Source organism: Streptomyces sp. Je 1-79, from assembly GCF_025195125.1.
Lineage (GTDB): Bacteria > Actinomycetota > Actinomycetes > Streptomycetales > Streptomycetaceae > Streptomyces.
The window spans coordinates 108,896-131,507 of the sequence record NZ_JAMGSL010000009.1 but is presented as its reverse complement, the minus strand read 5'-3'; the positions used below and the strand labels follow the sequence as shown (position 1 = coordinate 131,507).

Genomic DNA, 22,612 nt, shown 5'->3' with positions numbered 1-22,612 from the left:
TGCGCGCGTGCCCCTACGCCAGGCCCCTGCGGGCCACCGCGGGCGCCCGGTGCCCCGCGATGGACGCCACCATGTCCAGTACCTGGCGCGTCTCCGCCACCTCGTGGACGCGGTACACCTGCGCCCCGAGCCAGGCCGACACGGCGGTGGTCGCCAGCGTCCCCAGGACCCGCTCCTTCACCGGCCGGTCCAGCGTCTCGCCCACGAAGTCCTTGTTGGACAGCGACACCAGCACCGGCCACCCCGTCTCCGTCATCTCGCCCAGCCGGCGCGTCGCCTCCAGGCTGTGGCGGGTGTTCTTCCCGAAGTCGTGGCCCGGGTCGATCATGATCCCGTCCCGCCGCACGCCGAGTCCGACCGCCCGCTCGGCCAGACCCACGGTCACCCGCAGGATGTCGGCCATCACGTCCTCGTACGCGATCCGGTGCGGCCGGGTCCGCGGCTCCGCGCCGCCCGCGTGGGTGCAGACGAGCCCGGCGCCGTACCGCGCCGCGACCTCCGCGAGCCGCGGATCCACCCCGCCCCACGCGTCGTTGAGCACGTCCGCGCCGGCCTCGCAGACCGCCTCGCCGACGTCGGCGCGCCAGGTGTCGACGCTGATGACGACATCCGGGTGCCGGCGTCGTACCTCCGCGACGAAACCGACCGTGCGGCGCGCCTCCTCCTCGGCCGAGACCTCCTCGCCGGGACCCGCCTTCACGCCGCCGATGTCGATGATGGCGGCGCCCTCGGCCACCGCCTGCTCGACGCGGGCGAGCGCCGGCTCGTCGCGGAAGGTGGCGCCCTGGTCGTAGAAGGAATCCGGGGTCCGGTTCACGATCGCCATGATCACCGGCTCGTGCGGCCCGAATTCACGCCGTCCCAAGCGCAGCATCCCTTTTGTCCTCCCTCGCGTCCGTTCGCCTGCGACCCTAACTGTCGGTGGCGCATGGCACGATCGGCACGGGACGGTTTCCACTTCGGGGAGAGGCGCGCTGGTGTTCTGGTTTTTGCTGATCGCGATGGTCGTGGTGGTCGCGGCGGTCACCCTCGCGGTGGTCGGCGGAGGCGACAGCGAGGTGCTGCCCGAGGTGGCGCCCGAGCAGCTGGTCGACCCGCTGCCGGCCGCCCGCCCGGTGGACCGTGACGACGTCGAGGCGCTCCGGCTGCCGGTGACGGTGCGGGGGTACCGCATGGCGGACGTGGACGACGCCCTGGGGCGCCTGGGCGCCGAGATCGCGGAGCGGGACGCGCGGATCGCGGAGCTGGAGGCGGCGCTCGCGGGCGGGCGCGGGGGGCAGGGCCCGTCGTCCGGCCCGTCCCTCCGCAAGGACGAGGGACCGGGGCTGTGACCGGCGAGGCCGTCCCCGGTCCGGACGGGAGACTCCGCTGCCCCTGGGGCCTGTCGACCGCGGACTACGTGACGTACCACGACGAGGAGTGGGGCCGCCCGGTCCACGGCGACGACGCGCTCTTCGAGCGGCTGTGCCTGGAGGCGTTCCAGTCCGGCCTCTCGTGGATCACGATCCTGCGCCGTCGCGAGGGCTTCCGGCGGGCGTTCGGCGGCTTCGAGATCGCCGCGGTCGCACGGTTCGGCGAGGCGGAGCGGGAGCGGCTCCTCGTGGACGAGGGCATCATCCGCAACCGCGCGAAGATCGACGCGACGATGGCGAACGCGAAGGTGCTGGCGGGGTGGGCCCCCGGTGAGCTGGACAGCCTGATCTGGTCCTACGCCCCGGACCCGGCGACCCGCCCGGCGCCCCTGACGACCGCCGACGTCCCGGCGGTGACGGACGAGTCGACGGCGCTGTCCAAGGCCCTGAAGAAGCGGGGCCTGCGCTTCATCGGCCCGACGACGGCCTATGCCCTGATGCAGGCGTGCGGCCTGGTCGACGACCACGTCCGGGACTGCGTGGCCCGGGGCGCTGGGGCACCCCGGGCCGCGCGCGCCTGACGGCCGTCAGAAGACCTGGACGCCGTCGGCGGAGTCGAAGGACATCTGGTACGACGGGGCCCCGATGCCGCCCCGGCCGTTTCCGGCGTCGATGTACAGGTCGTGGAAGTTGATCGTCCGCATGAGGTCGGACAGGCCGTCCCCGGTCACGTCACCCACGGTCAGCAGCTCCTCGTTGGCCGACCAGGCGTACGGCAGCTTCGTACGGGCCCCGAAGGTGCCCCGTCCGTTGCCCGGGTAGAGCCACAGCGAGCGGGAACCGTCGCGGGCGACGAGGTCGGCCTTGCCGTCCCCGTTCATGTCGCCCGGCGCCACCAGTCGGTTCATGGCGTTCCAGCCGCCGCCGACCTGCTTGCGGGCGGAGAAGGAGCCGCGCCCGTTACCGGGGTAGGTCCAGAGCACACCGGCGGTGTCCCGGGCCACCAGGTCGCGCCGGCCGTCCCCGGTGATGTCGCCGACGGCCTCGATCTCCCGCATGGTGTTCCAGCCCCCGCCGACCTTGACGCGGGCCTTGAGCGAGCCCAGGCCGCTGCCCGGGTAGAACCAGAGCACACCGGCCTTGTCACGGGCGAAGACGTCCTCGTTGCCGTCGCCGTTGTGGTCGCCGTGCCGGACGAGCAGCGTCATCGCGTTCCAGCCGCCGCCGATCAGCCGCCCCTTCGGGGCGCTGGTGCTGCCCTTGGGGGCGTTGCCGGGCAGGAACCACAGCCGGCCGTCCTCCGCGCGGTGCAGCAGGTCGGGGACCCAGTTGCCGTCCAGGTCGCCGAACGCGGTGACGGGCGTGGGCTCGGGGCGCACGCTGGGCGCCAGCCAGTCCATCCACGGGACGCCGTAGGAGAGCTCGTAGTCGGTCGTGGCCACCCGGATCGAGCTGATCTTGTTGTCGAGCCGCCCGTCGAACGCGCCGCCGCCCAGGTCGATCGCGCCGTTGTGCGGGCTGATGTGCAGCGAGTCCTCGCCGGTGTGGTTCGGGCCCGTGGAGGCGCTCGCGTACAGGCCGGAGTTGTTGACCAGGGACGAGATCGAGTTGTCCCACACGCCCAGAGTGGACTGGCTGGACGAGATGATCTTCATCTGGCCCTTGAACTCCGGGTACTGGAACACACAGAGCTTGCCCGAAGGGCAGCGGGACGAGTCCGCCGCGGCGTTCGGAGCCGCGGTGACGAGCGTGGCGAGCGAGGCCAGGGTGGCCACGGCCGCGCCGAGGGCGCGCCGCGCCCGAGAGGTTCCGACCATGGATCGGACTCCCTTCGATGGAGGAGTGAGGGTCGGCATCAGAAGACGAAGTGGGAGGAGCGGAGCCGGGCGAACGTCTTCGCGGCCTGGAGGCCGCCGTCCGCCTTGCCCGGGTAGACCCGGAGGTACGTGGCGCTGTTCCGGTCCCAGGGGTCGGTGCCCGGGCCGTGCGCGACCAGGTCCGGCCGTCCGTCACCCGTGAGGTCGCCCAGGCCGGCCAGCTCCTTCAGGGAGTTCCAGCCGCCCGAGCCGATGAGCTTGCGGGCGCCGAAGGTGCCCCGGCCGGTCCCCGGGTAGAGCCAGAGCCTGCCCGCCGTGTCACGGGCCACGAGGTCGGCCCGCTTGTCGGAGTTCATGTCGCCCGCGCCGACGAGCTCGTTCATGACCTTCCAGCCGCCGCCGACCTTCGTGCGCGCGCCGAAGGAGCCACGGCCGTTGCCGGGGTACGTCCAGAGGGTGCCCGCGCTGTCGGCCGCGAGCAGGTCGGCCCTGCCGTCCCCGGTGAGGTCGCCCGCGGCGGCGATGTCGCGCATGGAGTTCCAGCCGCCGCCGATCGTGACGCGGGGCTTGAAGAGGCCCTTGCCGTTGCCCGGGTAGAACCACAGGACACCGGCCGAGTCGCGGGCGAGGACGTCCTCGATGCCGTCGCCGTCGTGGTCGCCGTGGCGGACCAGCTTGGTCATCGTGTTCCAGCCGCCGCCGATGCGCTGCGTGGTGCCGGCGCTCTCCCAGGTGTGGGAGGTCCACAGCCCGCCGACCGCGTCACGGGTGAGCAGGTCGGCGTAGCCGTCGTTGTCGACGTCGCCGAACGCGCCGAGCGTCGACGAAGAGGCGGGGCGGAGCTTCGGAACGGAGTCGACGCCGTACCAGGTCGGGATCCGGCTCTCGGACCCGCAGAAGTCGTCCGCCTCCGGCCCGACGTCGATCGAGCTGGCGGCGCGGTCGAGCTCGGGGTACGCGCTCTCGTCGAAGGACTCCGAGGTGTAGAAGTGCACGGAGCCTTCGGGAGCGAAGCCGGGCTGCGGATAGAAGCAGACCGCGTCGGCGGACAGGTTGATGAAGGAGCGGATGCGGTTGTCCCAGGCGCCGAGGGAGTACATCGGCTTGGTCACGACGAGCATGTCGCCCTGGTAGAGCGGCTTGCTGAAGGCGCAGACCTTGCCGGAGGGACACCGTTCCCAGCCGTCTGCCGCCTGCGCCGGGGTGGCCAGGGCCGTTGACGCCAGGCCGAGTGCCAAGGCGCCGGTGAGTGCGCCGCGAACGGATCGCGACGCGGAAGGAGAACGCACGGAACCCCCCAGGTGATGTGCGTGTGAAGTCGATGAGAACGCACTCGAACAGATCGAGTGGTGTGCGGATCATATAGACGCGCACACCACTCGATCGACGGGGTTACCGGGGGGCTCGGCAGGCAGGGTCTAGCGGCCGACGTACTTCGGCTTCTCCTTGGCCAGGAACGCCTGGACCGCGATCGTGTGGTCCTCGGAGGCGCCCGCCGCCGTCTGGAGCTCGTCCTCCTTCTCCAGGGCCTCCGCCAGCGAGTGGTCCGCCCCGTACGCCAGGGACGCCTTCAGTGCCGCGTACGCCACCGTCGGGCCCTCGGCCAGGGTGCGGGCGACCTTCAGGGCCTCCTGCGCGAGGTCGGCGGCCGGGACCAGCTTGTTCGCGATGCCCAGCTCGTACGCCTCCTGGGCGCTGATCGAGCGCGGGAAGAGCAGCAGGTCGGAGGCGCGGCTCGCGCCGATCAGCCGGGGCAGCGTCCACGACATGCCCGAGTCGGCGGTGAGCGCCACACCCGCGAAGGAGGTGTTGAACGCGGCCGTCTCCGCGACCACCCGGTAGTCCGCCGCCAGCGCGAAGCCGAAGCCGGCCCCCGCCGCGACCCCGTTCACGCCCGCCACCACCGGCTTCCTCATGCCGGTCAGCGCCTTGACGATCGGGTTGTAGTGGTCCCGGACCGTGTTCATCGTCGCCTGCGAGCCGGTCTCCTTGTCCGTCAGCAGCAGGCCAACGTGCTCCTTGAGGTCCTGGCCCACGCAGAACGCCCGGTCGCCCGCCGCCGTCAGCAGTACCGCCCGTACGGCGGTGTCCGCGGCGGCCGCCTCCGCCGCGTCCCGCAGGGCGACCTTCGCCTCGACGTTCATCGCGTTCATGGCCTCGGGCCGGTTGAGCGTGATCGTGGCGAGTCCGTCGGTCACTTCGTACAGCACGGTGTCGGCCATCGGGGCTTCCCTTCGCGTCTTTTGCGTCCTGACCATCCCCCGGACTTCGCCCGGGGACCCCCAGGATGACGGAGATCACCCGCCCCGCACATGTGAGCTGCGTCAAAGCCGGGCGGCGAAGGAGCGGCGAAGTATCGCAGGCCGATCGCCGGAATGGGCTGTTTTGCGGAAGCGCGTTGCGGAAGCGATGCAACCTGATGTTGGTCATCGGGTCCTGTGATGCGGGATAATGACCTGGAAGCAATGTGTTCGATGCCGGTGACGTGTGCTCCCGATCAGGGGCCGTCGGCTGACGAAGAGCTGGTTTCAGGAAGGGGAACAAGCATGGCGGCCATGAAGCCGCGGACGGGCGACGGCCCGCTCGAGGTGACCAAGGAGGGGCGGGGCATTGTCATGCGCGTTCCGCTCGAAGGCGGCGGTCGGCTTGTCGTCGAGCTGACCCCGGACGAGGCCGAAGCCCTCGGCGACGCCCTGAAGCAGGTAGTCGGCTGACGCGACAAGCCAGGATTGTCCACTCCTGCCCCGGCACGGTACCCACCGCGCCGGGGCAGGGGTGTGTCAGGGGTGGTTCACGGCCTGGGCGGCCGTGAGGTTCTGCGGCTCCGGGGCCGTCAGCCCCGCCGCACCGCGCACAGCAGACCGTCTCCCACCGGCAGCAGCGTCGGCAGCAGCTCCTGGCTCTCCCGGACCGCCCGCAGCAGCTCCCGTATCCGGAGCACCTCCGCCGGCTGCGCGGCCGAGTCGACCGTACGGCCGTCCGCGAAGACGCCCTCGAAGCAGACCAGACCCCCTGGTCGCAGCAGGCGCAACGATTCAGCGAGATAGTCCAGGGACTCCAGCCGGTCGCCGTCGCAGAACACGAGGTCGTATCCGCCGTCCGCGAGCCGCGGCAGGACGTCCAGCGCGCGGCCCGGGATGAAACGCGCCCGGTTCCCGGCGAAACCCGCCGCCCGGAAGGCCGTCTTCGCGAACTGCTGACGCTCGGGCTCCAGGTCCACGGTCGTCAGGACGCCGTCCGGGCGCATCCCGTGCAGCAGATAGATGCCGGAGACGCCCGTGCCGGTACCGATTTCGGCCACCGCTTTCGCGTCCGCCGTCGCGGCCAGCAGGCGCAGAGCGGCGCCGGTGCCCGGTGACACCGAGGGCAGCCCTGCCTCCTGGGCCCGGTCACGGGCCCAGAGCAGCGCTTCGTCCTCGGCGACAAAGGCGTCGGCGAACGCCCAGCTCGTCTGCCGGTTGGCGGTAATGGCCCTCTCCTGTCCCCGTAGTTGGCGCAACGGTGACTGTATCCGCTGCACACGGGAACCCGCAGATGGGACCGCGCGTTCACCAGGGGAGGACGGCGATGAGGGCCGCGGGCGACCCGGACCCCAAATTCGCGTAAAGATTCTTATCCGGAGCTAACGGGCGAGGTGGCTATGGTAGGGGCTCCACTGGACACCACCAGAGCCGACAGGGGAGGTGCGGCTGCGCCTGTGGATCGGGGAGGAGTGCTTCGGCGTCTTCTCAGGTCGGCGGGTGAGCCGAAATCCGTGACCGACACCGCTGACCGAATCCGCACCGCCGACTCCGCTCCCACCACCGCGACCTTCGCATCGGATGCGGAATCGCAGGCGTGGACTCCGCCCACCTGGGAGGAGATCGTCAGCACGCACAGTGGCCGGGTATACCGCCTCGCCTACCGGCTGACCGGCAACCAGCACGACGCCGAGGACCTCACGCAGGAGGTCTTCGTCCGCGTCTTCCGCTCGCTGTCGACGTACACGCCGGGCACCTTCGAGGGCTGGCTGCACCGCATCACCACCAACCTCTTCCTCGACATGGTCCGCCGCAAGCAGCGGATCCGTTTCGACGCGCTCGGCGACGACGCGGCCGAGCGGCTGCCCAGCCGCGAGCCCTCGCCGCAGCAGGCGTTCAACGACACGCACTTCGACGCCGACGTCCAGCAGGCACTCGACACCCTCGCGCCCGAGTTCCGGGCCGCGGTCGTCCTCTGTGACATCGAAGGACTCTCGTACGAGGAGATCGCCGCCACGCTCGGCGTGAAGCTCGGCACGGTCCGCAGCCGCATCCACCGCGGTCGCTCGCACCTGCGCAAGGCGCTCAAGCACCGTTCTCCCGAAGCCCGGGCGGAGCGCGCGCTGGCCGCCGTCGGCTGGGAGGGCGGAACGGCGTGAGCATCAGTCCTGCCGGCCCTACCCCCGCGGAGCAGCACCTCGGGGACCGGCTCGCCGCTCTGGTCGACGGGGAGCTCGGCCACGACGCCCGCGAGCGGGTTCTCGCGCACCTCGCGACCTGTCCCAAATGCAAGGCGGAGGCCGACGCCCAGCGCCGGCTGAAGAGCGTCTTCGCCTCCACCGCACCCCCTCCCCCCTCGGAAGGGCTCCTCGCACGCCTTCAGGGGCTGCCCGGGGGCCCTGGCGACGCGGGGGGTGACGACCGTCGAGGACCCTTCGACGACCTCTTCCGCCTGGGCGGCTCCGGCCCTGGCGGCTCCGGCGGCTCCGGCGGCCTCGGCGGAGTGAAGTCGGACGGATTCGCGACGGCCGCTGCCGTCTCCCCGCACTCCGGTTTCCGTATCCACGCCGTCGGCGGCCGGTCCGACCACGACCGCTCGCCCTGGCGCGGCCGGCGCTTCGGCATCGCCGCCGCCAGCGCGGTCTCGTTCGCCGCGATAGCGCTCGGTGGCGCCCTGCCGCTGGAGTCGACGGTGAACGTCGGCGCGCGCGGCGAGGGCACCGGCTCGAACGTCACCCCGCTGCGTTCCCCCGCCGGGGGCGCCGCGGCCACCGGATCGATCACGGGCACGGGCTCGGGATCCGGTACGGGCACGGGGACGACCGCGGGCGCGACCACCGGTCGCGGCGGGCGTACGGAGGGACGCAGGGCGCCGGACTCCTCGGCGACCCCGCTCGGCGTCGGCTCGACCACCGGCATCGTGGCGGCCGGACCGCTGGTGCCCTGTGGTGTGACACCCGCCGTGGCCGTCCAGCTCAAGGGGGCGTCGGCGCAGTCGGCGGTCGAACTCTCCCCGTTCGTACGACCCACGGGACCGGCCCTGAGCCTGGCCTTCCCCTCCGGCTTCACCACGCCGGGCGGCCCCGCCGTCACTCCGGCCCCGAGCCCGTTCGCCGCCGCGGGCCCGACGCCGGCACCGCTCACCTCCCCCTGCTGACGCCGAACCTGGTTGAATCCAGGGCACGGGCGCCCGCCGAGAGGCGGGCGCGGACAGGCCAGCTGTTGCGGGGAGAGCATGAACGACGGGAAGCCGACCGGCCAGAAGCCGAAGTGGTGGAGCCGGCCGGCGAGTACGCCGCCGGCGGGCGAGACAGCGGACCCGCCGGCCGCGGACGAGGGTGACTTCACCCTGGCCGCTCCCGCGACGCCCACCCCGGAGGCCGCGAGCCCGGAGCCCCCGAGCCCGGAGGCCGCGAGCCCGGAAGCCCCGAGCCCGGAGCCCCCGAGCCCGGAGCCCCCGGCTCCGGAGGCCGTGACCGTCGCCGTCTCCGTACCGCAGCAGGCGCAGGCCGAGCAGCCGGAGCCGCAGCCCCAGCAGCAGCCCTTGCACGAGCCTGACGAGTACCGCACCCCGCCCTACGGAGGGCCCGGGCCCTGGGCTCCCGCCCCGCCCGTGCAGCGGCCCGTGGCGACTCCCGCCCATGGAGTCCCCGTACCGCCGCAGCCCGCCGCCCCGCAGTCCCCCGTCGCCCCGCAGACCGCCGTACCGCAGCAGCCGGCCGCCCCGCAGCCCGTCGCCCCGCAGCCGGTCGCGTCCCAGCCCGCGCAGTGGGTGCAGTACGACCCGTGGGGAGCCCCTGGCGCCCCCAGCGCCCCCCTGACCGTCGGGACCGAGCCGCCCGTCGAGCGGCGCCGCTCCCGGCGCGGGGTCGCGCTCGCGGGCGCGCTGACCTTCGCGCTGATCACCGGCGTCGTCGGCGGCGCGGTCGGCGCGTACGTCGAGCGCCACGGCGGCATCACCACCGTCGAGCTGCCCCAGGCGGGCACCGAGGACTCCGGCCGGGCCCCCGACAGCGTCGCGGGGATCGCCGCCAGCGCCCTGCCGAGCGTGGTCACCCTCCATGTCAGCGGCACCGGCTCCTCCGGCACCGGCACGGGCTTCGTCCTGGACACCCAGGGCCACATCCTGACCAACAACCACGTGGTCGACGCGGCCGCCGCCTCGGGCAAGATCACCGTCACCTTCAGCAGCGGCGAGACCGCGAGCGCCAAGCTGGTCGGCAAGGACAGCGGCTACGACCTCGCCGTCGTCAAGGTCACCGGGGTCACGGGCCTCAAGCCCCTGCCGCTCGGCAACTCGGACAACGTCCGCGTCGGCGACCCCGTCGTCGCCATCGGCGCCCCCTTCGACCTCCAGAACACCGTCACCTCCGGCATCATCAGCGCCAAGGAACGCCCGATCACCGCCGGCGGGGAGAAGGGCGACGGCAGCGACATCAGCTATGTCGACGCCCTCCAGACCGACGCCCCGATAAACCCGGGCAATTCGGGCGGCCCGCTGGTCGACTCCAAGGCCCGGGTCATCGGCATCAACAGCGCGATCCGCGCGGCGGGCGATGGTTCGGGCGACGGCGCCGGCGCCCAGTCCGGCTCCATCGGCCTCGGTTTCGCCATCCCGATCAACCAGGGCAAGCGCGTCGCCGAGGAGCTCATCAACACCGGCAAGGCGACCCACCCGGTCATCGGGGTGAGCCTCGACATGCAGTTCAACGGCGACGGCGCGCGCGTCGGCGAGAAGGGCAAGGACGGCTCCGCCTCGGTCACCCCCGGCGGCCCGGCGGCCAAGGCGGGCATCCGCGCCGGTGACGTCATCACCAAGGTCGACGGCCAGCGGGTGCACAGCGGCGAGGAGTTGATCGTGAAGATCCGCGCCCACCGCCCCGGCGACCGGCTGGAGCTGACGCTGCTGCGCGGCGGCAAGGAACAGACCAGGACGTTGACGCTCGGCTCCTCGCAGGGCGACTGAGCGCCATGTGGGAGACACCGCAAGGTACCCGCCCGGCAGTTTCGGCGGGTACCGTGGAGCGGGCCCCGGACCCCGCGTAAGGAGCAGCAAGGTGTTCAACGACATCGGCATACTCGAGCTCGTGACGCTCGTGGTCCTCGCCGTACTCGTTTTCGGCCCGGACAAGCTGCCGAAGGTCATCCAGGACGTCTCGCGCTTCATCCGGAAGATCCGCGACTTCTCCGAGAGCGCGAAGCAGGACATCCGCTCCGAGCTGGGGCCGGAGTTCAAGGACTTCGAGTTCGAGGACCTCAACCCGAAGACGTTCTTGCGCAAGCAGCTGGACGGCAACGAGGACTTCAAGGAGCTGAAGGAGCTGCGCGGCAGCTTCGACCTCAAGAAGGAGATGAACGAGGTCGCGGACGCGGTGAACGGGCGCGAGACGGAGCCCCCCGCGGTCCCCGCCGCGGTCAACGGCTCCTCCCCGGACCTGCTGAAGAAGCAGGACAAGCCGGACACCGGCGAGCGGCCGCCGTACGACGCCGACGCGACCTGACCACCTGGGCTGACACGACCTGACGCCAACCGGTGGCTATCCTCCATCTGTTGTCCGCCGACGCGGGCACGACGGATCGAGGAGGCGGCCGAGATGGAGACGACGAGTCGGGTGGAGGGAGTGCCCGCAGCCCGGCGTACGGCCGAAGGCTATCTGCGCGCACCCTTCACCTGGTACGGACTCGACGACGCGTTCACCGGAGCTCGCTGGCTGATGCAGGTCGGCACGGCTGCGGACGGGACCGTCCAGCACGGTTCGATGGGCCACGGGGACGAGCCGTCGATAAAGTCCGACGCCAGCGGTGTCGAGAAGGAGCGTTTCGCCGTCGTCGTGACGGTGGCGGCGAGCCCGGTGCGCAGGTCGGGAGACGGTACGGGGGTCCTGGACGCCACCACGGTCTCTTCGGCGGCCTGGCTGGCCGGCTCGGGACTCCTGGCGTACACCTGGCCCGCGCAGCTGGACCACGCGCTCCGGGACGACTGGCTGGACCAGCAGACGGAGACGGCCTTCGAGCTGGCGGACGACCTGGCGGGACCCGAGTGGTCGACGTTGTCGCTGCCGGTGGACGGGGTGCCAGTGCCGTTCCACTACCGCGAGTCGGAGTTCGGGTGGGTGCTGGCGGGGTCCGCGGGTGAGGTGCACATCGGGGCGTACGGCAGGGGCATGAGCGCGTACGGGCTGGGGTTCTCCGGGGTGGAGGACCTGGACGCGTACGCCTAGGCACCGGGTATCGGGTATCGGATACGGATACGGATACGACGAAGGGGCGCCGCTCGATGTGAGCGGCGCCCCTTCGGGCTGTCGTCAGAACTTGTTGCGCGGGGTGATGCCCAGGCTCATGCCCGAGAGGCCCCGCGAGCGGCCGCCGAGCTTGCCGGCGATCGCGCGGAGGGCCGAGCCCGCCGGGGACTCCGGGTCGGTCAGGACGACCGGCCTGCCCTCGTCGCCGCCCTCGCGCAGGCGGACGTCGATCGGGATGGAGCCGAGGACCGGGACCGTCGCGCCCGTGGTCTTCGTCAGGCCGTCCGCGACCCGCTGGCCGCCGCCCGTACCGAAGACGTCGACCATCTCGTCGCAGTGCGGGCACGGCAGGCCCGCCATGTTCTCGACGACACCGACGATCTTCTGGTGGGTCTGGACGGCGATCGAGCCGGCCCGCTCGGCGACCTCGGCGGCCGCCTGCTGCGGGGTCGTGACGACCAGGATCTCGGCGTTCGGCACGAGCTGCGCCACGGAGATCGCGATGTCGCCCGTGCCCGGGGGCAGGTCGAGCAGGAGGACGTCCAGGTCGCCCCAGTACACGTCCGCGAGGAACTGCTGGAGCGCGCGGTGGAGCATCGGACCGCGCCACACCACCGGGGCGTTGCCCGGGGTGAACATGCCGATGGAGATGACCTTCACGCCGTTCGCCGACGGCGGCATGATCATGTTCTCGACCTGGGTCGGACGGCCGTCCGCGCCCAGCATGCGCGGGACCGAGTGGCCGTAGATGTCGGCGTCGACGACGCCGACCTTCAGACCGTCCGCGGCCATGGCGGCGGCCAGGTTCACGGTCACGGAGGACTTGCCGACGCCGCCCTTGCCGGAGGCGACCGCGTAGACGCGGGTCAGCGAGCCGGGCTTGGCGAACGGGACCTCGCGCTCGGCCGTCGTACCCCGCAGGGCCGAGGCCAGCTCCTTGCGCTGCTCGTCGCTCATCACGTCCAGCGTGACGTCGACGCCGGTGACACCCTCCACCCCCGCGACCGCGTCCGTGACGCGCTGGGTGATCGTGTCCCGCATGGGGCAGCCGGAGACGGTGAGGTAGACCGTGACGGCGACCCTGCCGTCGGATCCGATCTCCACCGACTTGACCATGCCCAGCTCGGTGATCGGTTTGTTGATCTCGGGGTCGTTCACCGTCGCCAGTGCTTCGCGCACCGCGTCTTCCGTAGCCATATGGAGATGGTACGGCGCCGACCACCGCCCCCGGAAAGACTGTCAGCGGTCGGGTACGTCACTTCCGCGATCGCCACCGGAGGGGAATAGATCCCGGTGGTCCCTGTGGCCGTCCCGGCGTCCGTCCATCTCCTTGATCAGATCCTGGAGCTCCGAGCGGATCCAGTCGCGGGTCGCCACCTCGCCCAGACCCATGCGCAGCGCCGCGATCTCCCGGGTCAGGTACTCGGTGTCGGCGATGGACCGCTCGTTCTGCTTGCGGTCCTGTTCGAGGTTGACCCGGTCCCGGTCGTCCTGGCGGTTCTGGGCGAGGAGGATCAGCGGAGCCGCGTACGACGCCTGGAGCGACAGGGCGAGCGTCAGGAAGATGAACGGGTACTCGTCGAACTTCAGCGAGGCCGGGGCGAAGATGTTCCACAGCACCCAGACGATGATGGTCACCGTCATCCAGACGATGAACCGTCCCGTCCCCAGGAACCGGGCGATCCGCTCCGAGAGCCGGCCGAAGGCCTCCGGGTCGTACTGCGGCAGCAGCCTGGCCCGCCGCTCGCGCGGGAGATCGAGCCGGATCCGGGGCATGGACCGCTCCCGTTCCCGTTCCCTCTCCCGCTCCCGCTCGTGTGCGCGCTCAGCCCCCATGCACGGTCTCCTCCCCGTGGAACTCCGTCTCCCGCCAGTCCTCCGGCAGCAGGTGGTCGAGTACGTCGTCGACGGTGACCGCGCCGAGCAGTGACCCGCTCTCGTCCACCACCGGCGCCGCGACCATGTTGTACGCGGCGAGATAGGCGGTGACGGCGGGCAGCGCGGTGTCCGGCGCCAGCGGCGGCAGGTCGCTGTCGGCCAGCGAGCTGACCAGGGTGAACGGCGGATCGCGCAGCAGCCGCTGGAAGTGCACCGTGCCCAGGTACTTGCCCGTCGGCGTCTCGTCCGGCGGCCGGCACACGTAGACCTGCGCCGCCAGCGCCGGCGAGAGGTCCTGCTGCCGTACGCGGGCCAGGGCGTCCGCCACCGTGGCATCGGGCCGCAGCACGATCGGCTCCGTGGTCATCAGACCGCCCGCGGTCCGCTCCTCGTACGCAAGCAGCCGGCGGACGTCCGCGGCGTCGTCGGGCCGCATCAGGGTGAGCAGCCGCTCCTTGTCCTCCTCCGGCAGCTCGGAGAGCAGGTCGGCCGCGTCGTCCGGGTCCATCGCCTCCAGGACGTCCGCGGCGCGCTCCTCCTTGAGCTTTCCCAGGATCTCGATCTGGTCGTCGTCCGGCAGCTCCTCCAGGACGTCGGCGAGCCGGTCGTCGTCGAGGGCGGCCGCGACCTCGGCGCGCCGCTTGGGGGTGAGGTGGTGCAGGACGTTCGCCAGGTCGGCGGGGCGCAGCCGCTCGAAGGTGGCGACCAGGTTCTCCGCGCCCTGGCCCTCCTCCTCCAGGGAGAAGCCCGTGACGGCCGACCACTCCACGGTCAGGGTCTCGCCCTTGCGGCGCAGCGCCCCGGGCTTGCCGCGCCGTACGAAGACCTTGTCGATCTCCCACTCGCGGCGGGCGGGAAGCTGCTGGATGGCCACGTCGAGGACGGTGACCTCCTCGTCCGTGCCGACGAGCCGCACCCGGCGGTCGAGGAGTTCGCCGAGGACGAGCCGCTCGGTGGGGCGCTGCTCGAAGCGGCGCATGTTGACCACGCCCGTGGTGATCACCTGGCCGGACTCGACGCCCGTGATCCGGGTCATCGGGACGAACACCCGACGGCGGCTGAGCACCTCGACGACCATGCCGAGCAGCCGGGGCGGGCGGCGGCCGACCCGCAGCATCGCGACGAGGTCGCGGAGCCGGCCGACCTGGTCGCCGTTGGGGTCGAAGACGGGGACACCGGCGAGGTGGGAGACGAAGATCCGGGGGGCGCCTGCCGCCATGCCACACGCCTCCTCGGTGCCGCTCGATTCGGGTCATTGCTGAGGTATGCCGGGTTCAGGCTAGCCCGTGCCGATCCGTGGCGCCCCGGCAGAGCGCCCGTACGGCTGCCTGCGGGGACGGCTCGCGGCCCGGGTACGCTGCGATCTGCCGTCCCCCCACCGACGACAGACGAGAGGCAGCGCAGGTGACCGCTCTCCCCATCGCGGCGCGCATCCCCGCGGCGCGCATCCGCAGGCTCGTCCTGCCGCTGGCGCTGTGTGCCGGTCTCGCGACGGGACTCACCGCCTGTGCGGAGGATCCGGACGAGGGGACGAACGGCGTCGGGAAGCTGGACCCCGGCGCCATCGAGCAGAAGGCGCAGACGGCGGCGGACGCGGCGAAGGCGGTCCGGCTCGCCGGGACGCTGGTCAGCAAGGGCGGCACGTTCAAGCTGAACATGCGCCTCAAGGACGACGGCGCGTCCGGCTCGGTGGTGACGAAGAACAGCACGTTCGAGCTGCTGCGGATCGGCGACGCGCTCTACATGAAGGCCGACGCGGCGTTCTGGGCGCACGACGACGAAGGCGGCGGCGACAGCGGCGGCGGTGACGGCAGTGGCGGCGGCTCGTCGACCGCGAGCCCTTCGGAGGCCGACAGCGAGGCCGCCGACAAGCTCGACGACAAGTACGTGAAGGTGCCGCAGGACGACCCCTCGTACAAGCAGCTGCGTGGCTTCACCGACATGGACCTGCTCCTCGACGGGCTGATCGGCCTGCACGGGGAGGTCGTGAAGGGCGACCGCGACAAGATCGGCGGCATCCGTACGGTCAAGGTCAAGGGCGGCGAGGACGGCGAGGGCGGCACGCTGGACGTGGCCCTGGAGGGCACCCCGTTCCCGCTCCAGTTCGCGCGGGGCGGAGGAGCGGGCGTGGTGGTGCTGTCCGACTGGAACAAGGACTTCCCGCTGGAGGCCCCGGCCCCGGGCGAGACCCTCGACTACGGCAAGCAGCTCCCGCGCACCTGACGACCGGGGTGCTCGCGGGCAGCGCGGCTCGTGGGCCGAGCGGCCCCGGCCCGAGGGTCAGCGCTTGCGGCGCTTGAACAGCAGGCGGGGGAGAGCCGCCGGGACCGGCCGGCGGGTGAGCGCGTCGGAGGGCTGCGGGACCGCCGCCAGCGAGCCGGTCGGGAGGTCGGTCGTGGAGTCCAGCGGGGTCAGCCGGAGCACCCGGCACTCCCGCGCCCAGCGCTCCGGCATGGCCTCGCCGTCCGTCGCGTTCAGGCGCTTGCCCTTCAGCTCGGCCACCGCGGCGTCCCACTCCTGCGTACCGGGAGCCAGCTCGCTCACCGCCGCGGTCCAGGCGACGAGGCGACCGCCCTTGTCCTTGCTGCGGACCGTGACCTCGGCCGTCGAGCCCGCGACCAGTCCCGGGAGCGGCTGCTCGCCGGGCCCGTCGCCGACGACGTGCGCCGCGCCCTCGTGCCAGACGTGCCAGAGCGCACGGGCCGCGGGGGCCTCGCCCCGGACCCAGATGAGGCCGGACTTCTTCGTGGCCTCCTCGACGAGGGCGTGCCCGAGCGTGTCTGTCATGCCCCGCAGCTTATCGAGAGCCTGGGCGGGCGCGGTTCAGAGCCAGCCGTTGCGCTTGAGGGTGCGGTGGATGGCGAAACAGATGGCCGTGATGCCGACGAGCACCATCGGGTAGCCGTACTTCCACTCCAGCTCGGGCATGTGGTCGAAGTTCATGCCGTACACACCGCAGACCGCCGTGGGGACGGCGATGATCGCCGCCCAGGAGGTGATCTTGCGCATGTCCTCGTTCTGCGTGACCGTCGCCTGCGCCAGGTTGGCCTGGAGGATCGAGTTGAGCAGCTCGTCGAAGGCGACGACCTGCTCCTGCACGCGCGCGAGGTGGTCGGCGACATCGCGGAAGTACTTCTGGATGTCCGGGTCCACCAGCCGCATCGGGCGCTCGCTCAGCAGCTGCATCGGGCGCAGCAGCGGGGTGACGGCCCGCTTGAACTCCAGTACCTCACGCTTGAGCTGGTAGATCCGCCCGGTGTCGGTACCGCGCGTGGAGCCCTTCGCCGGCGGCGAGAAGACGTCGATCTCGATCTGGTCGATGTCGAGTTCGACGGCGTCGGCGACCGCGATGTAGCCGTCGACGACATGGTCGGCGATCGCGTGCAGGACGGCCGAGGGGCCCTTGCCGAGGAGCTCCGGCTCGCCCTGGAGGCGGTGGCGGAGGTTCCGCAGGGAGCCCTGCCCGCCGTGCCGGACGGTGATGACGAAGTCGGGGCCGGTGAAGCACATCACCTCGCCGGTCTCGACGACCTCGCTGGTGGCGGTGAGTTCGGCGTGCTCGACGTAGTGGATCGTCTTGAAGACGGTGAAGATGGTGTCGTCGTACCGCTCCAGCTTCGGCCGCTGGTGGGCGTGGACGGCGTCCTCGACGGCGAGCGGGTGCAGCCCGAACTCAGCCGCGATACCGGCGAATTCGGCCTCGGTCGGCTCGTGCAGACCGATCCAGGCGAAGCCGCCGCTCTCCTGTACCTGGCGCATCGCGCCGCGCGGCGTCAGACAGGCGCGGTCGTCCACGCGGCGTCCGTCGCGGTAGACCGCGCAGTCGACGACCGCGCTGGAGGCGGAGGGGTCGCGGGTCGCGTCGTAGTTCGCGTACGGCGAGGTGACGGTGGGGGGCTTGCGCAGGGAGGGACGCAGGGAGGGGCGGACCGCGGCGCGCAGGTCACGGATCATCGACATTGGCATGCTCCTTCACGGAGAAGCCGTCGGCGATGCGTGGCACAGCCCGGAATGGGGACGTGGAGCTACGTCGTCCACAAAGCGGGCGGCACCGCGGGATCGCGGTGACGGCGTTCGCTACAGACAGGCAAAGGCGAAGTGCTCTTCCGTCGTGCGCGATGCCGGGTGACGGTGGGCGGACCGGGTGCGGAAGGCCTCAGATCACCGGGAGGAACGCACCGGGCTCAGGTGCGGGGCGGAAGAGCGGTTGGTACTGCCCGATCGACTTCGATCCACGCAGCCCCACCTCCTCCAGCCGGTCCCCCGTGGGGGATGACGAGTGGTCGGGAGTACCGACCAGCGGCCAAGACTATCAGCCGACAGAGGGTCAATCCCTTCCTTTGCCCGTTCCGCACGCGCTTTATGCTCACCACATGGGAGAAGTTCTTGCTCTGGTCGAGGCCCGGCTGCTCACGGCGCTCGGCGAACCGGACGCGCGCGCCGCGGTGACGTTTCTCGGCACGGACCGGATCGAGGTGCTCCGCTTCGTCGACGGCGATGTGGTGCGGTACGCCACCCTCGGCATGTCCGCGCACCCGATGACCGACCCGACCGCCGCGCTCGCCGATCCGGTGAAGGGCCCGCGGGCGGAGCTGGTGCTCTCGGTACGGGCCGGGCTCGCCGACACCGACAAGGTGCTTCGCCCGCTCGCCGTCCTCGCCTCGACCCCCCAGGTCGAGGGCGTGGTCGTGGCCGCCGGCGCCTCGCTCGACGTGGGTGAACCCCTCTGGCCCGGCGCCCCGTTCAGCTCGGTGCTCGTCGCGGAGCCGGGAGGTCTGGTGGAGGACCTGGACCTCGACGACCCGATGGACCCGGTGCGATTCCTGCCGCTGCTGCCGATGACGTCCAACGAGGCGGCCTGGAAGCGGGTCCACGGCGCGGAGGCGCTTCAGGAGCGCTGGCTGGTGAACGGTACGGATCTGCGCGATCCGCTGCGCAGGTCGGTGACCCTGGACTGACGCGTTCCGCCTGACTGGACCCCCTTCGGCTGCACCGCGCACCTATCACTCGGGGTGAACTGGTCGGGCCGGACGGGTGATCGTCCTTGACGCGGGCGCGGAGGGGTAGGACCGTTGGGCTCTATGAGGGGCGAACCCAGTTGCCCGAAGTGCGGTGGCCGGGTCAGGGCGCCCGGTCTTTTTGCCGACTCGTGGCAGTGCGACGTGCATGGCTCGGTGCACCCGCTGCAGCCCGTGATCCCACCCAGTGTCGAGGCTCTCGGTGTCGTGGTGCACCGGGCCGAGGTGCCGGTGTGGATGCCGTGGCCCCTGCCCGTCGGATGGCTCTTCACCGGGGTCGCCTACGCCGGTGACGACCGCAGCGGGGGACGCGCGACCGCCGTCGCCTGCTCGGGGCCCGGGCCGCTCGGCGGCATCGGTGAGCTGCTGCTCGTGGCGGAGGAACTCGGCGTCGGACTCGGTGCGCGCTACGCGGGGATCGACGGACCCGACCCCGGCCCCGGCATGGCCATCGACAAGGCCGCGCAGACCAAGGTGCTCGCCGCCGGCCGGCCGACGCCGCTGTGGCACGTGAGCGGCACCCCGCACGACCGGGCGGTCTTCGCGGGGGAGGCGCGCGGGCTGTGGCTGTGGGCGATCGTGTGGCCGGAGCAGTCCGGACTGCTGATGTACGACGAGCTGGTGCTGACGGACCTGCGGGACGCGGGTGCGGAGGTGGAACTGCTCCCGTGCGGGGCGCTGACGCCCCGTCTGCTGTCGTAGGAGGCGGCGAGGGGCGGGCCCCAGGGGAGCGACGGGCGCCGGGGGTGCAGCGGGGGCGGAGTGCGGTGCGGGCGCCGGGGGCGCGCGGGCGAGGTGCGGGGCCGGCGTGCGGGGCCGGGTCCGATGTGTGGGGCGGGTAAGTGCGTGCGATGCGCCCGTTATGCTGGAGCGTCCCCTTCGTCCGCCCCCTGAGCCCTGGAGCAACGCGTCGTGCGCATCGACCTGCACACCCACTCCACGGCCTCGGACGGTACGGACACCCCGGCCGAGCTGGTCCGCAACGCGGCCGCCGCCGGTCTGGACGTCGTCGCCCTCACGGACCACGACACCACGCGGGGCCACGCGGACGCGACAGCGGCGCTGCCCGAGGGGCTGACCCTCGTCACCGGGGCCGAGCTGTCCTGCCGTCTCGACGGCGTCGGTCTGCACATGCTCGCGTACCTCTTCGACCCCGAGGAGCCGGAGCTGTCCGCCGAGCGCGAGCTGGTCCGGGACGACCGGGTGCCGCGCGCGCGGGCGATGGTCGGCAAGCTCCAGGAGCTCGGCGTCCCGGTCGCCTGGGAGCAGGTCGCCCGGATCGCGGGGGACGGCTCGGTGGGCCGCCCGCACGTCGCGGAGGCCCTGGTCGAACTCGGCGTCGTACCGGACGTGTCCGGGGCGTTCACGCCGGAGTGGCTGGCGGACGGCGGACGGGCGTACGTCGCGAAGCACGAGCTGGACCCGTTCGACGCGATCCGCCTGGTCAAGGCGGCCGGCGGGGTCACGGTCTTCGCGCACCCGCTCGCGGTCAAGCGGGGCGAGGTCGTCCCGGAAGCCGCGATCGCGCGACTCGCGGAGGCGGGCCTCGACGGCATCGAGGTCGACCACATGGACCACGACGAGGCGACGCGGTCGCGGCTGAGGGGGCTGTCGAAGGAGCTCGGGCTGCTGCCCACGGGGTCCAGCGACTACCACGGCAGCCGTAAGACGTGCGTGCTCGGCGAGTACACGACGGACCCCGAGATCTACGGCGAGATCACCCGCCGTGCGACGGGCGCCTTCCCCGTCCCGGGCGCCGGCGGACCGGCCTAGGGGGTGTCTTGTGGATCATGCCGGGCTTCCGGCCTGATCCACAAGACACCCCCTAACCCCTACGGGACGGCCGGTGCCGGTTCCTGGCACACGTCCATGCCCGCCCGCGCGCCCTGGAGCCCGTGTCGCCCGGCCCGCCCCCCCGCGCGGGGGCGTCCGAGTCCGCTCACGCGCCCTTCCGCCGGAACGCCGACGCCCCGTCCGGGGTGCGCCGAGCGTGCCCCGCGGAACCGGGCCCGGCCGTGCTCGCCCCGTACCACCCCACACCCACCCCTCGTACACCCCACACGCAAGGCACACCGTGTTCGACGTCGCCGTATTCGGCTCGCTGTTTCTGACCCTTTTTGTGATCATGGATCCCCCCGGGATCACCCCGATCTTCCTCGCCCTCACCTCCGGCCGCCCCGCCAAGGTGCAGCGGCGCATGGCCTGGCAGGCCGTCGCCGTCGCCTTCGGGGTCATCACCGTCTTCGGGATCCTCGGGCAGCAGATCCTCGCCTATCTCCACGTCTCCGTACCCGCCCTGATGATCGCCGGCGGTCTGCTCCTCCTGCTCATCGCGCTCGACCTCCTCACCGGCAAGACCGACGAGCCCAAGCAGACCAAGGACGTCAACGTCGCCCTCGTGCCCCTCGGCATGCCCCTGCTCGCGGGGCCCGGTGCGATCGTGTCCGTGATCCTCGCCGTGCAGCACGCCGACGGCGTCGGCGCGCAGGTCTCCGTCTGGGCCGCGATCGTCGCCATGCACGTCGTCCTCTGGCTGACCATGCGCTATTCGCTGCTGATCATCCGCGTCATCAAGGACGGCGGCGTCGTCCTGGTCACCCGGCTCGCCGGCATGATGCTCTCGGCCATCGCCGTGCAGCAGATCATCAACGGCGTCACCCAGGTCGTCCAGGGAGCCTAGCGACGCCTCCGGCCGGGACCGGACAGCACTGCGCCCCCGTACGGATTCCGTTCCACGGAGTCCGTGCGGGGGCGCGGTGCGCTTGGAGCGTCTGCCTTGTTATGAGGCCGAGGTCTCGGCCGGGCGGATCCAGATGCGCTGGCCGATCGAGGCGGCCTGCTGCACGATCCGGTTGACGGAGGCGGCGTCCACGACGGTCCGGTCGACGGGCGTGCCGTCGATGTCGTCGAGTCGCAGGATTTCGAAGCGCATGGGCTTCTCCCTTCGTCTGGAGTTGATCCTCCTGGTGGAGAACTGTGTTACGTGGTGTCCAACGAGATGCACCCTGCAAACATTCCCTACGCTAAGGAAATTTTTCGGATGGCTAACTACTAAGCGGTAGGGGACGTTGGCGGGAGCGGCGCGACCAGCGGAGAATGAGGCCCGTATGAACGACGCAGAGACACCTCAGAAACCGTCCGGCGACCCCGTCCACGCGCTGCACGACCGCCTGGAGCGCACCAATGAGCTCCTCCGGCGGATGCTGGCCGAAGTGTCGAAGACCCCGTCGACCCATGCCATCTTCGTCGACGCAGGTTACGTCTATGCTGCGGCCGGGTTGCTGGTGGCGGGCACCGAGGACCGGCGCTCCTTCGACCTCGACGCCGAGGGACTGATCGAGGCCTTCATCGACAAGGCCCGCACGATCTTCGCGGACAGCAGGCTGCTGCGCGTCTACTGGTACGACGGCGCCCGGCGGCGCATCCACACCCCCGATCAGCAGGCCATCGCCGAACTCCCCGACGTCAAGGTCCGGCTCGGCAACCTCAACGCCAACAACCAGCAGAAGGGCGTCGACTCCCTCATCCGCTCCGACCTGGAGTCCCTGGCCCGCCACCGCGCCATCAGCGACGCCGCCCTCGTCGGCGGCGACGAGGACCTCGTCCCGGCCGTCGAGGCCGCCCAGGGCTACGGCGCCCGCGTCCACCTCTGGGGCATCGAGGCCGCCGAAGGGCGCAACCAGGCCGAACCGCTGCTCTGGGAGGTCGACAGCAGGCGCACCTTCGACCTCGACTTCTGCCGGCCCTACGTCACCCGACGCCCCGTCACGACGTACGAGAACGAGGGCGAACCCCCGCCGTCCCGCGACGAGGTCCGCTTCATCGGCGCCCAGATCGCCGCGATCTGGCTCGCGGAACGGGGCGGCGAGGCGATGGCCGAGCTGCTGCCCGGGCACCCGTACCTGCCCGGACCCGTCGACCAGGACCTGCTCATCGAGGCGGAGAAGCTCCTCAGCCGCTCGCTGCGGGGGCACGCCGCCCTGCGCAGGGCGCTGCGCGACGGCTTCTGGCAGCACCTCCAGGCGCAGCACTAGAAGCTGCCCGGCGGCTCACGGTCGTGGTGCC

General features: G+C 71.8%; 25 protein-coding genes. 14 read left to right on the top strand and 11 right to left on the bottom strand.

The window, feature by feature from the left end; translation table 11 throughout:
- Window positions 1-13: 13 nt before the first annotated feature.
- Window positions 14-874 (bottom strand): dihydropteroate synthase, encoded by an 861-nt coding sequence (gene folP / locus M5362_RS20165; RefSeq protein WP_260229033.1) that lies wholly within the window; start codon window positions 872-874, stop codon window positions 14-16.
- Window positions 875-977: 103 nt separating this feature from the next.
- Between folP and M5362_RS20160 the strand changes: the two genes are divergently transcribed.
- Together M5362_RS20160 and M5362_RS20155 are read left to right on the top strand one after the other, a co-directional pair.
- A complete protein-coding gene (locus M5362_RS20160; RefSeq protein ID WP_260229032.1) occupies window positions 978-1,331 on the top strand; it encodes a DivIVA domain-containing protein in 354 nt (117 codons plus the stop codon).
- Entirely contained in the window at window positions 1,328-1,933 is a 606-nt protein-coding gene (locus M5362_RS20155; RefSeq protein WP_260229031.1) for a DNA-3-methyladenine glycosylase I, read from the top strand. The genes M5362_RS20160 and M5362_RS20155 overlap by 4 nt, the downstream gene beginning before the upstream one ends.
- Window positions 1,934-1,939: 6 nt before the next feature.
- Here the strand turns inward: M5362_RS20155 and M5362_RS20150 are convergent, their stop codons facing one another.
- The 3 genes from M5362_RS20150 to M5362_RS20140 all read right to left on the bottom strand — a co-directional run bounded on the left by M5362_RS20150 (window position 1,940) and on the right by M5362_RS20140 (window position 5,391).
- A complete protein-coding gene (locus tag M5362_RS20150; protein ID WP_260229030.1) occupies window positions 1,940-3,169 on the bottom strand; it encodes an FG-GAP-like repeat-containing protein in 1,230 nt (409 codons plus the stop codon).
- Between the two features lie 38 nt (window positions 3,170-3,207).
- Window positions 3,208-4,407 carry an FG-GAP-like repeat-containing protein gene (locus M5362_RS20145; protein ID WP_260229029.1) on the bottom strand — a complete coding sequence of 400 codons (1,200 nt, stop codon included), beginning with the start codon at window positions 4,405-4,407 and terminating at the stop codon, window positions 3,208-3,210.
- Window positions 4,408-4,587: 180 nt separating this feature from the next.
- Window positions 4,588-5,391 carry an enoyl-CoA hydratase/isomerase family protein gene (locus M5362_RS20140; RefSeq protein ID WP_260229028.1) on the bottom strand — a complete coding sequence of 268 codons (804 nt, stop codon included), beginning with the start codon at window positions 5,389-5,391 and terminating at the stop codon, window positions 4,588-4,590.
- Window positions 5,392-5,715: 324 nt separating this feature from the next.
- Between M5362_RS20140 and M5362_RS20135 the strand changes: the two genes are divergently transcribed.
- Window positions 5,716-5,883: a DUF3117 domain-containing protein gene (locus M5362_RS20135; protein ID WP_006346801.1), complete on the top strand. Its 168-nt coding sequence runs from the start codon at window positions 5,716-5,718 to the stop codon at window positions 5,881-5,883.
- A gap of 119 nt (window positions 5,884-6,002) precedes the next feature.
- Here M5362_RS20135 and M5362_RS20130 read toward each other — a convergent pair whose 3' ends face one another.
- The gene (locus M5362_RS20130; protein WP_260229027.1) at window positions 6,003-6,668 is read right to left on the bottom strand and encodes an O-methyltransferase; all 666 of its coding nucleotides are present in this window, start codon (window positions 6,666-6,668) and stop codon (window positions 6,003-6,005) included.
- Window positions 6,669-6,809: 141 nt separating this feature from the next.
- Here M5362_RS20130 and sigE point away from each other — a divergent pair, with 141 nt between their 5' ends.
- From sigE to M5362_RS20105, 5 genes are all read left to right on the top strand, one after another.
- Window positions 6,810-7,568, top strand: coding sequence for an RNA polymerase sigma factor SigE (gene sigE / locus M5362_RS20125; RefSeq protein WP_260229026.1), 759 nt, complete (start codon window positions 6,810-6,812; stop codon window positions 7,566-7,568).
- A gap of 2 nt (window positions 7,569-7,570) precedes the next feature.
- On the top strand, window positions 7,571-8,566 hold the full coding sequence (locus tag M5362_RS20120) for an anti-sigma factor (RefSeq protein WP_260229248.1): 996 nt from the start codon (window positions 7,571-7,573) through the stop codon (window positions 8,564-8,566).
- A gap of 78 nt (window positions 8,567-8,644) precedes the next feature.
- A complete protein-coding gene (locus M5362_RS20115) occupies window positions 8,645-10,375 on the top strand; it encodes a S1C family serine protease (protein WP_260229025.1) in 1,731 nt (576 codons plus the stop codon).
- Window positions 10,376-10,466: 91 nt separating this feature from the next.
- Window positions 10,467-10,910 (top strand): sec-independent translocase, encoded by a 444-nt coding sequence (locus M5362_RS20110; protein ID WP_260229024.1) that lies wholly within the window; start codon window positions 10,467-10,469, stop codon window positions 10,908-10,910.
- A 93-nt stretch (window positions 10,911-11,003) separates the two neighbouring features.
- The gene (locus M5362_RS20105) at window positions 11,004-11,630 is read left to right on the top strand and encodes a hypothetical protein (protein WP_260229023.1); all 627 of its coding nucleotides are present in this window, start codon (window positions 11,004-11,006) and stop codon (window positions 11,628-11,630) included.
- A gap of 84 nt (window positions 11,631-11,714) precedes the next feature.
- On the opposite strand, the gene M5362_RS20100 is transcribed toward M5362_RS20105, so the two are convergent.
- From M5362_RS20100 to M5362_RS20090, 3 genes are read right to left on the bottom strand one after another with little or no spacing between them, the layout of a single operon-like run.
- Complete coding sequence (locus M5362_RS20100; protein ID WP_260229022.1) at window positions 11,715-12,848, bottom strand: Mrp/NBP35 family ATP-binding protein; 1,134 nt, start codon at window positions 12,846-12,848, stop codon at window positions 11,715-11,717.
- A 42-nt stretch (window positions 12,849-12,890) separates the two neighbouring features.
- Entirely contained in the window at window positions 12,891-13,487 is a 597-nt protein-coding gene (locus tag M5362_RS20095; RefSeq protein ID WP_260229021.1) for a DUF1003 domain-containing protein, read from the bottom strand.
- Window positions 13,477-14,748: a magnesium transporter MgtE N-terminal domain-containing protein gene (locus M5362_RS20090; protein ID WP_260229020.1), complete on the bottom strand. Its 1,272-nt coding sequence runs from the start codon at window positions 14,746-14,748 to the stop codon at window positions 13,477-13,479. Before M5362_RS20090 ends, M5362_RS20095 begins: the two co-directional genes overlap by 11 nt.
- 185 nt (window positions 14,749-14,933) lie before the next feature.
- Between M5362_RS20090 and M5362_RS20085 the strand changes: the two genes are divergently transcribed.
- Window positions 14,934-15,752, top strand: a complete 819-nt coding sequence (locus tag M5362_RS20085; RefSeq protein WP_260229019.1) for a hypothetical protein — start codon at window positions 14,934-14,936, stop codon at window positions 15,750-15,752.
- 57 nt (window positions 15,753-15,809) lie between these two features.
- Here M5362_RS20085 and M5362_RS20080 read toward each other — a convergent pair whose 3' ends face one another.
- Both M5362_RS20080 and M5362_RS20075 read right to left on the bottom strand, forming a co-directional pair.
- Complete coding sequence (locus M5362_RS20080) at window positions 15,810-16,316, bottom strand: hypothetical protein (RefSeq protein WP_260229018.1); 507 nt, start codon at window positions 16,314-16,316, stop codon at window positions 15,810-15,812.
- A 36-nt stretch (window positions 16,317-16,352) separates the two neighbouring features.
- Window positions 16,353-17,489, bottom strand: a complete 1,137-nt coding sequence (locus tag M5362_RS20075) for a magnesium and cobalt transport protein CorA (RefSeq protein WP_260229017.1) — start codon at window positions 17,487-17,489, stop codon at window positions 16,353-16,355.
- Window positions 17,490-17,902: 413 nt separating this feature from the next.
- Between M5362_RS20075 and M5362_RS20070 the strand changes: the two genes are divergently transcribed.
- The 4 genes from M5362_RS20070 (at window position 17,903) to M5362_RS20055 (ending at window position 21,227) form a co-directional block, all read left to right on the top strand.
- Window positions 17,903-18,487, top strand: coding sequence for a suppressor of fused domain protein (locus tag M5362_RS20070; RefSeq protein WP_260229016.1), 585 nt, complete (start codon window positions 17,903-17,905; stop codon window positions 18,485-18,487).
- 123 nt (window positions 18,488-18,610) lie between these two features.
- Entirely contained in the window at window positions 18,611-19,249 is a 639-nt protein-coding gene (locus tag M5362_RS20065) for a DUF6758 family protein (protein WP_260229015.1), read from the top strand.
- A gap of 210 nt (window positions 19,250-19,459) precedes the next feature.
- Window positions 19,460-20,320, top strand: coding sequence for a PHP domain-containing protein (locus tag M5362_RS20060; protein ID WP_260229014.1), 861 nt, complete (start codon window positions 19,460-19,462; stop codon window positions 20,318-20,320).
- Window positions 20,321-20,621: 301 nt separating this feature from the next.
- Window positions 20,622-21,227, top strand: coding sequence for a MarC family protein (locus M5362_RS20055; RefSeq protein WP_260229013.1), 606 nt, complete (start codon window positions 20,622-20,624; stop codon window positions 21,225-21,227).
- A gap of 99 nt (window positions 21,228-21,326) precedes the next feature.
- Here the strand turns inward: M5362_RS20055 and M5362_RS20050 are convergent, their stop codons facing one another.
- Window positions 21,327-21,479 carry a hypothetical protein gene (locus M5362_RS20050; protein WP_086024648.1) on the bottom strand — a complete coding sequence of 51 codons (153 nt, stop codon included), beginning with the start codon at window positions 21,477-21,479 and terminating at the stop codon, window positions 21,327-21,329.
- Between the two features lie 175 nt (window positions 21,480-21,654).
- Between M5362_RS20050 and M5362_RS20045 the strand changes: the two genes are divergently transcribed.
- Window positions 21,655-22,581 carry an NYN domain-containing protein gene (locus M5362_RS20045; protein WP_260229011.1) on the top strand — a complete coding sequence of 309 codons (927 nt, stop codon included), beginning with the start codon at window positions 21,655-21,657 and terminating at the stop codon, window positions 22,579-22,581.
- Window positions 22,582-22,612: the final 31 nt, after the last annotated feature.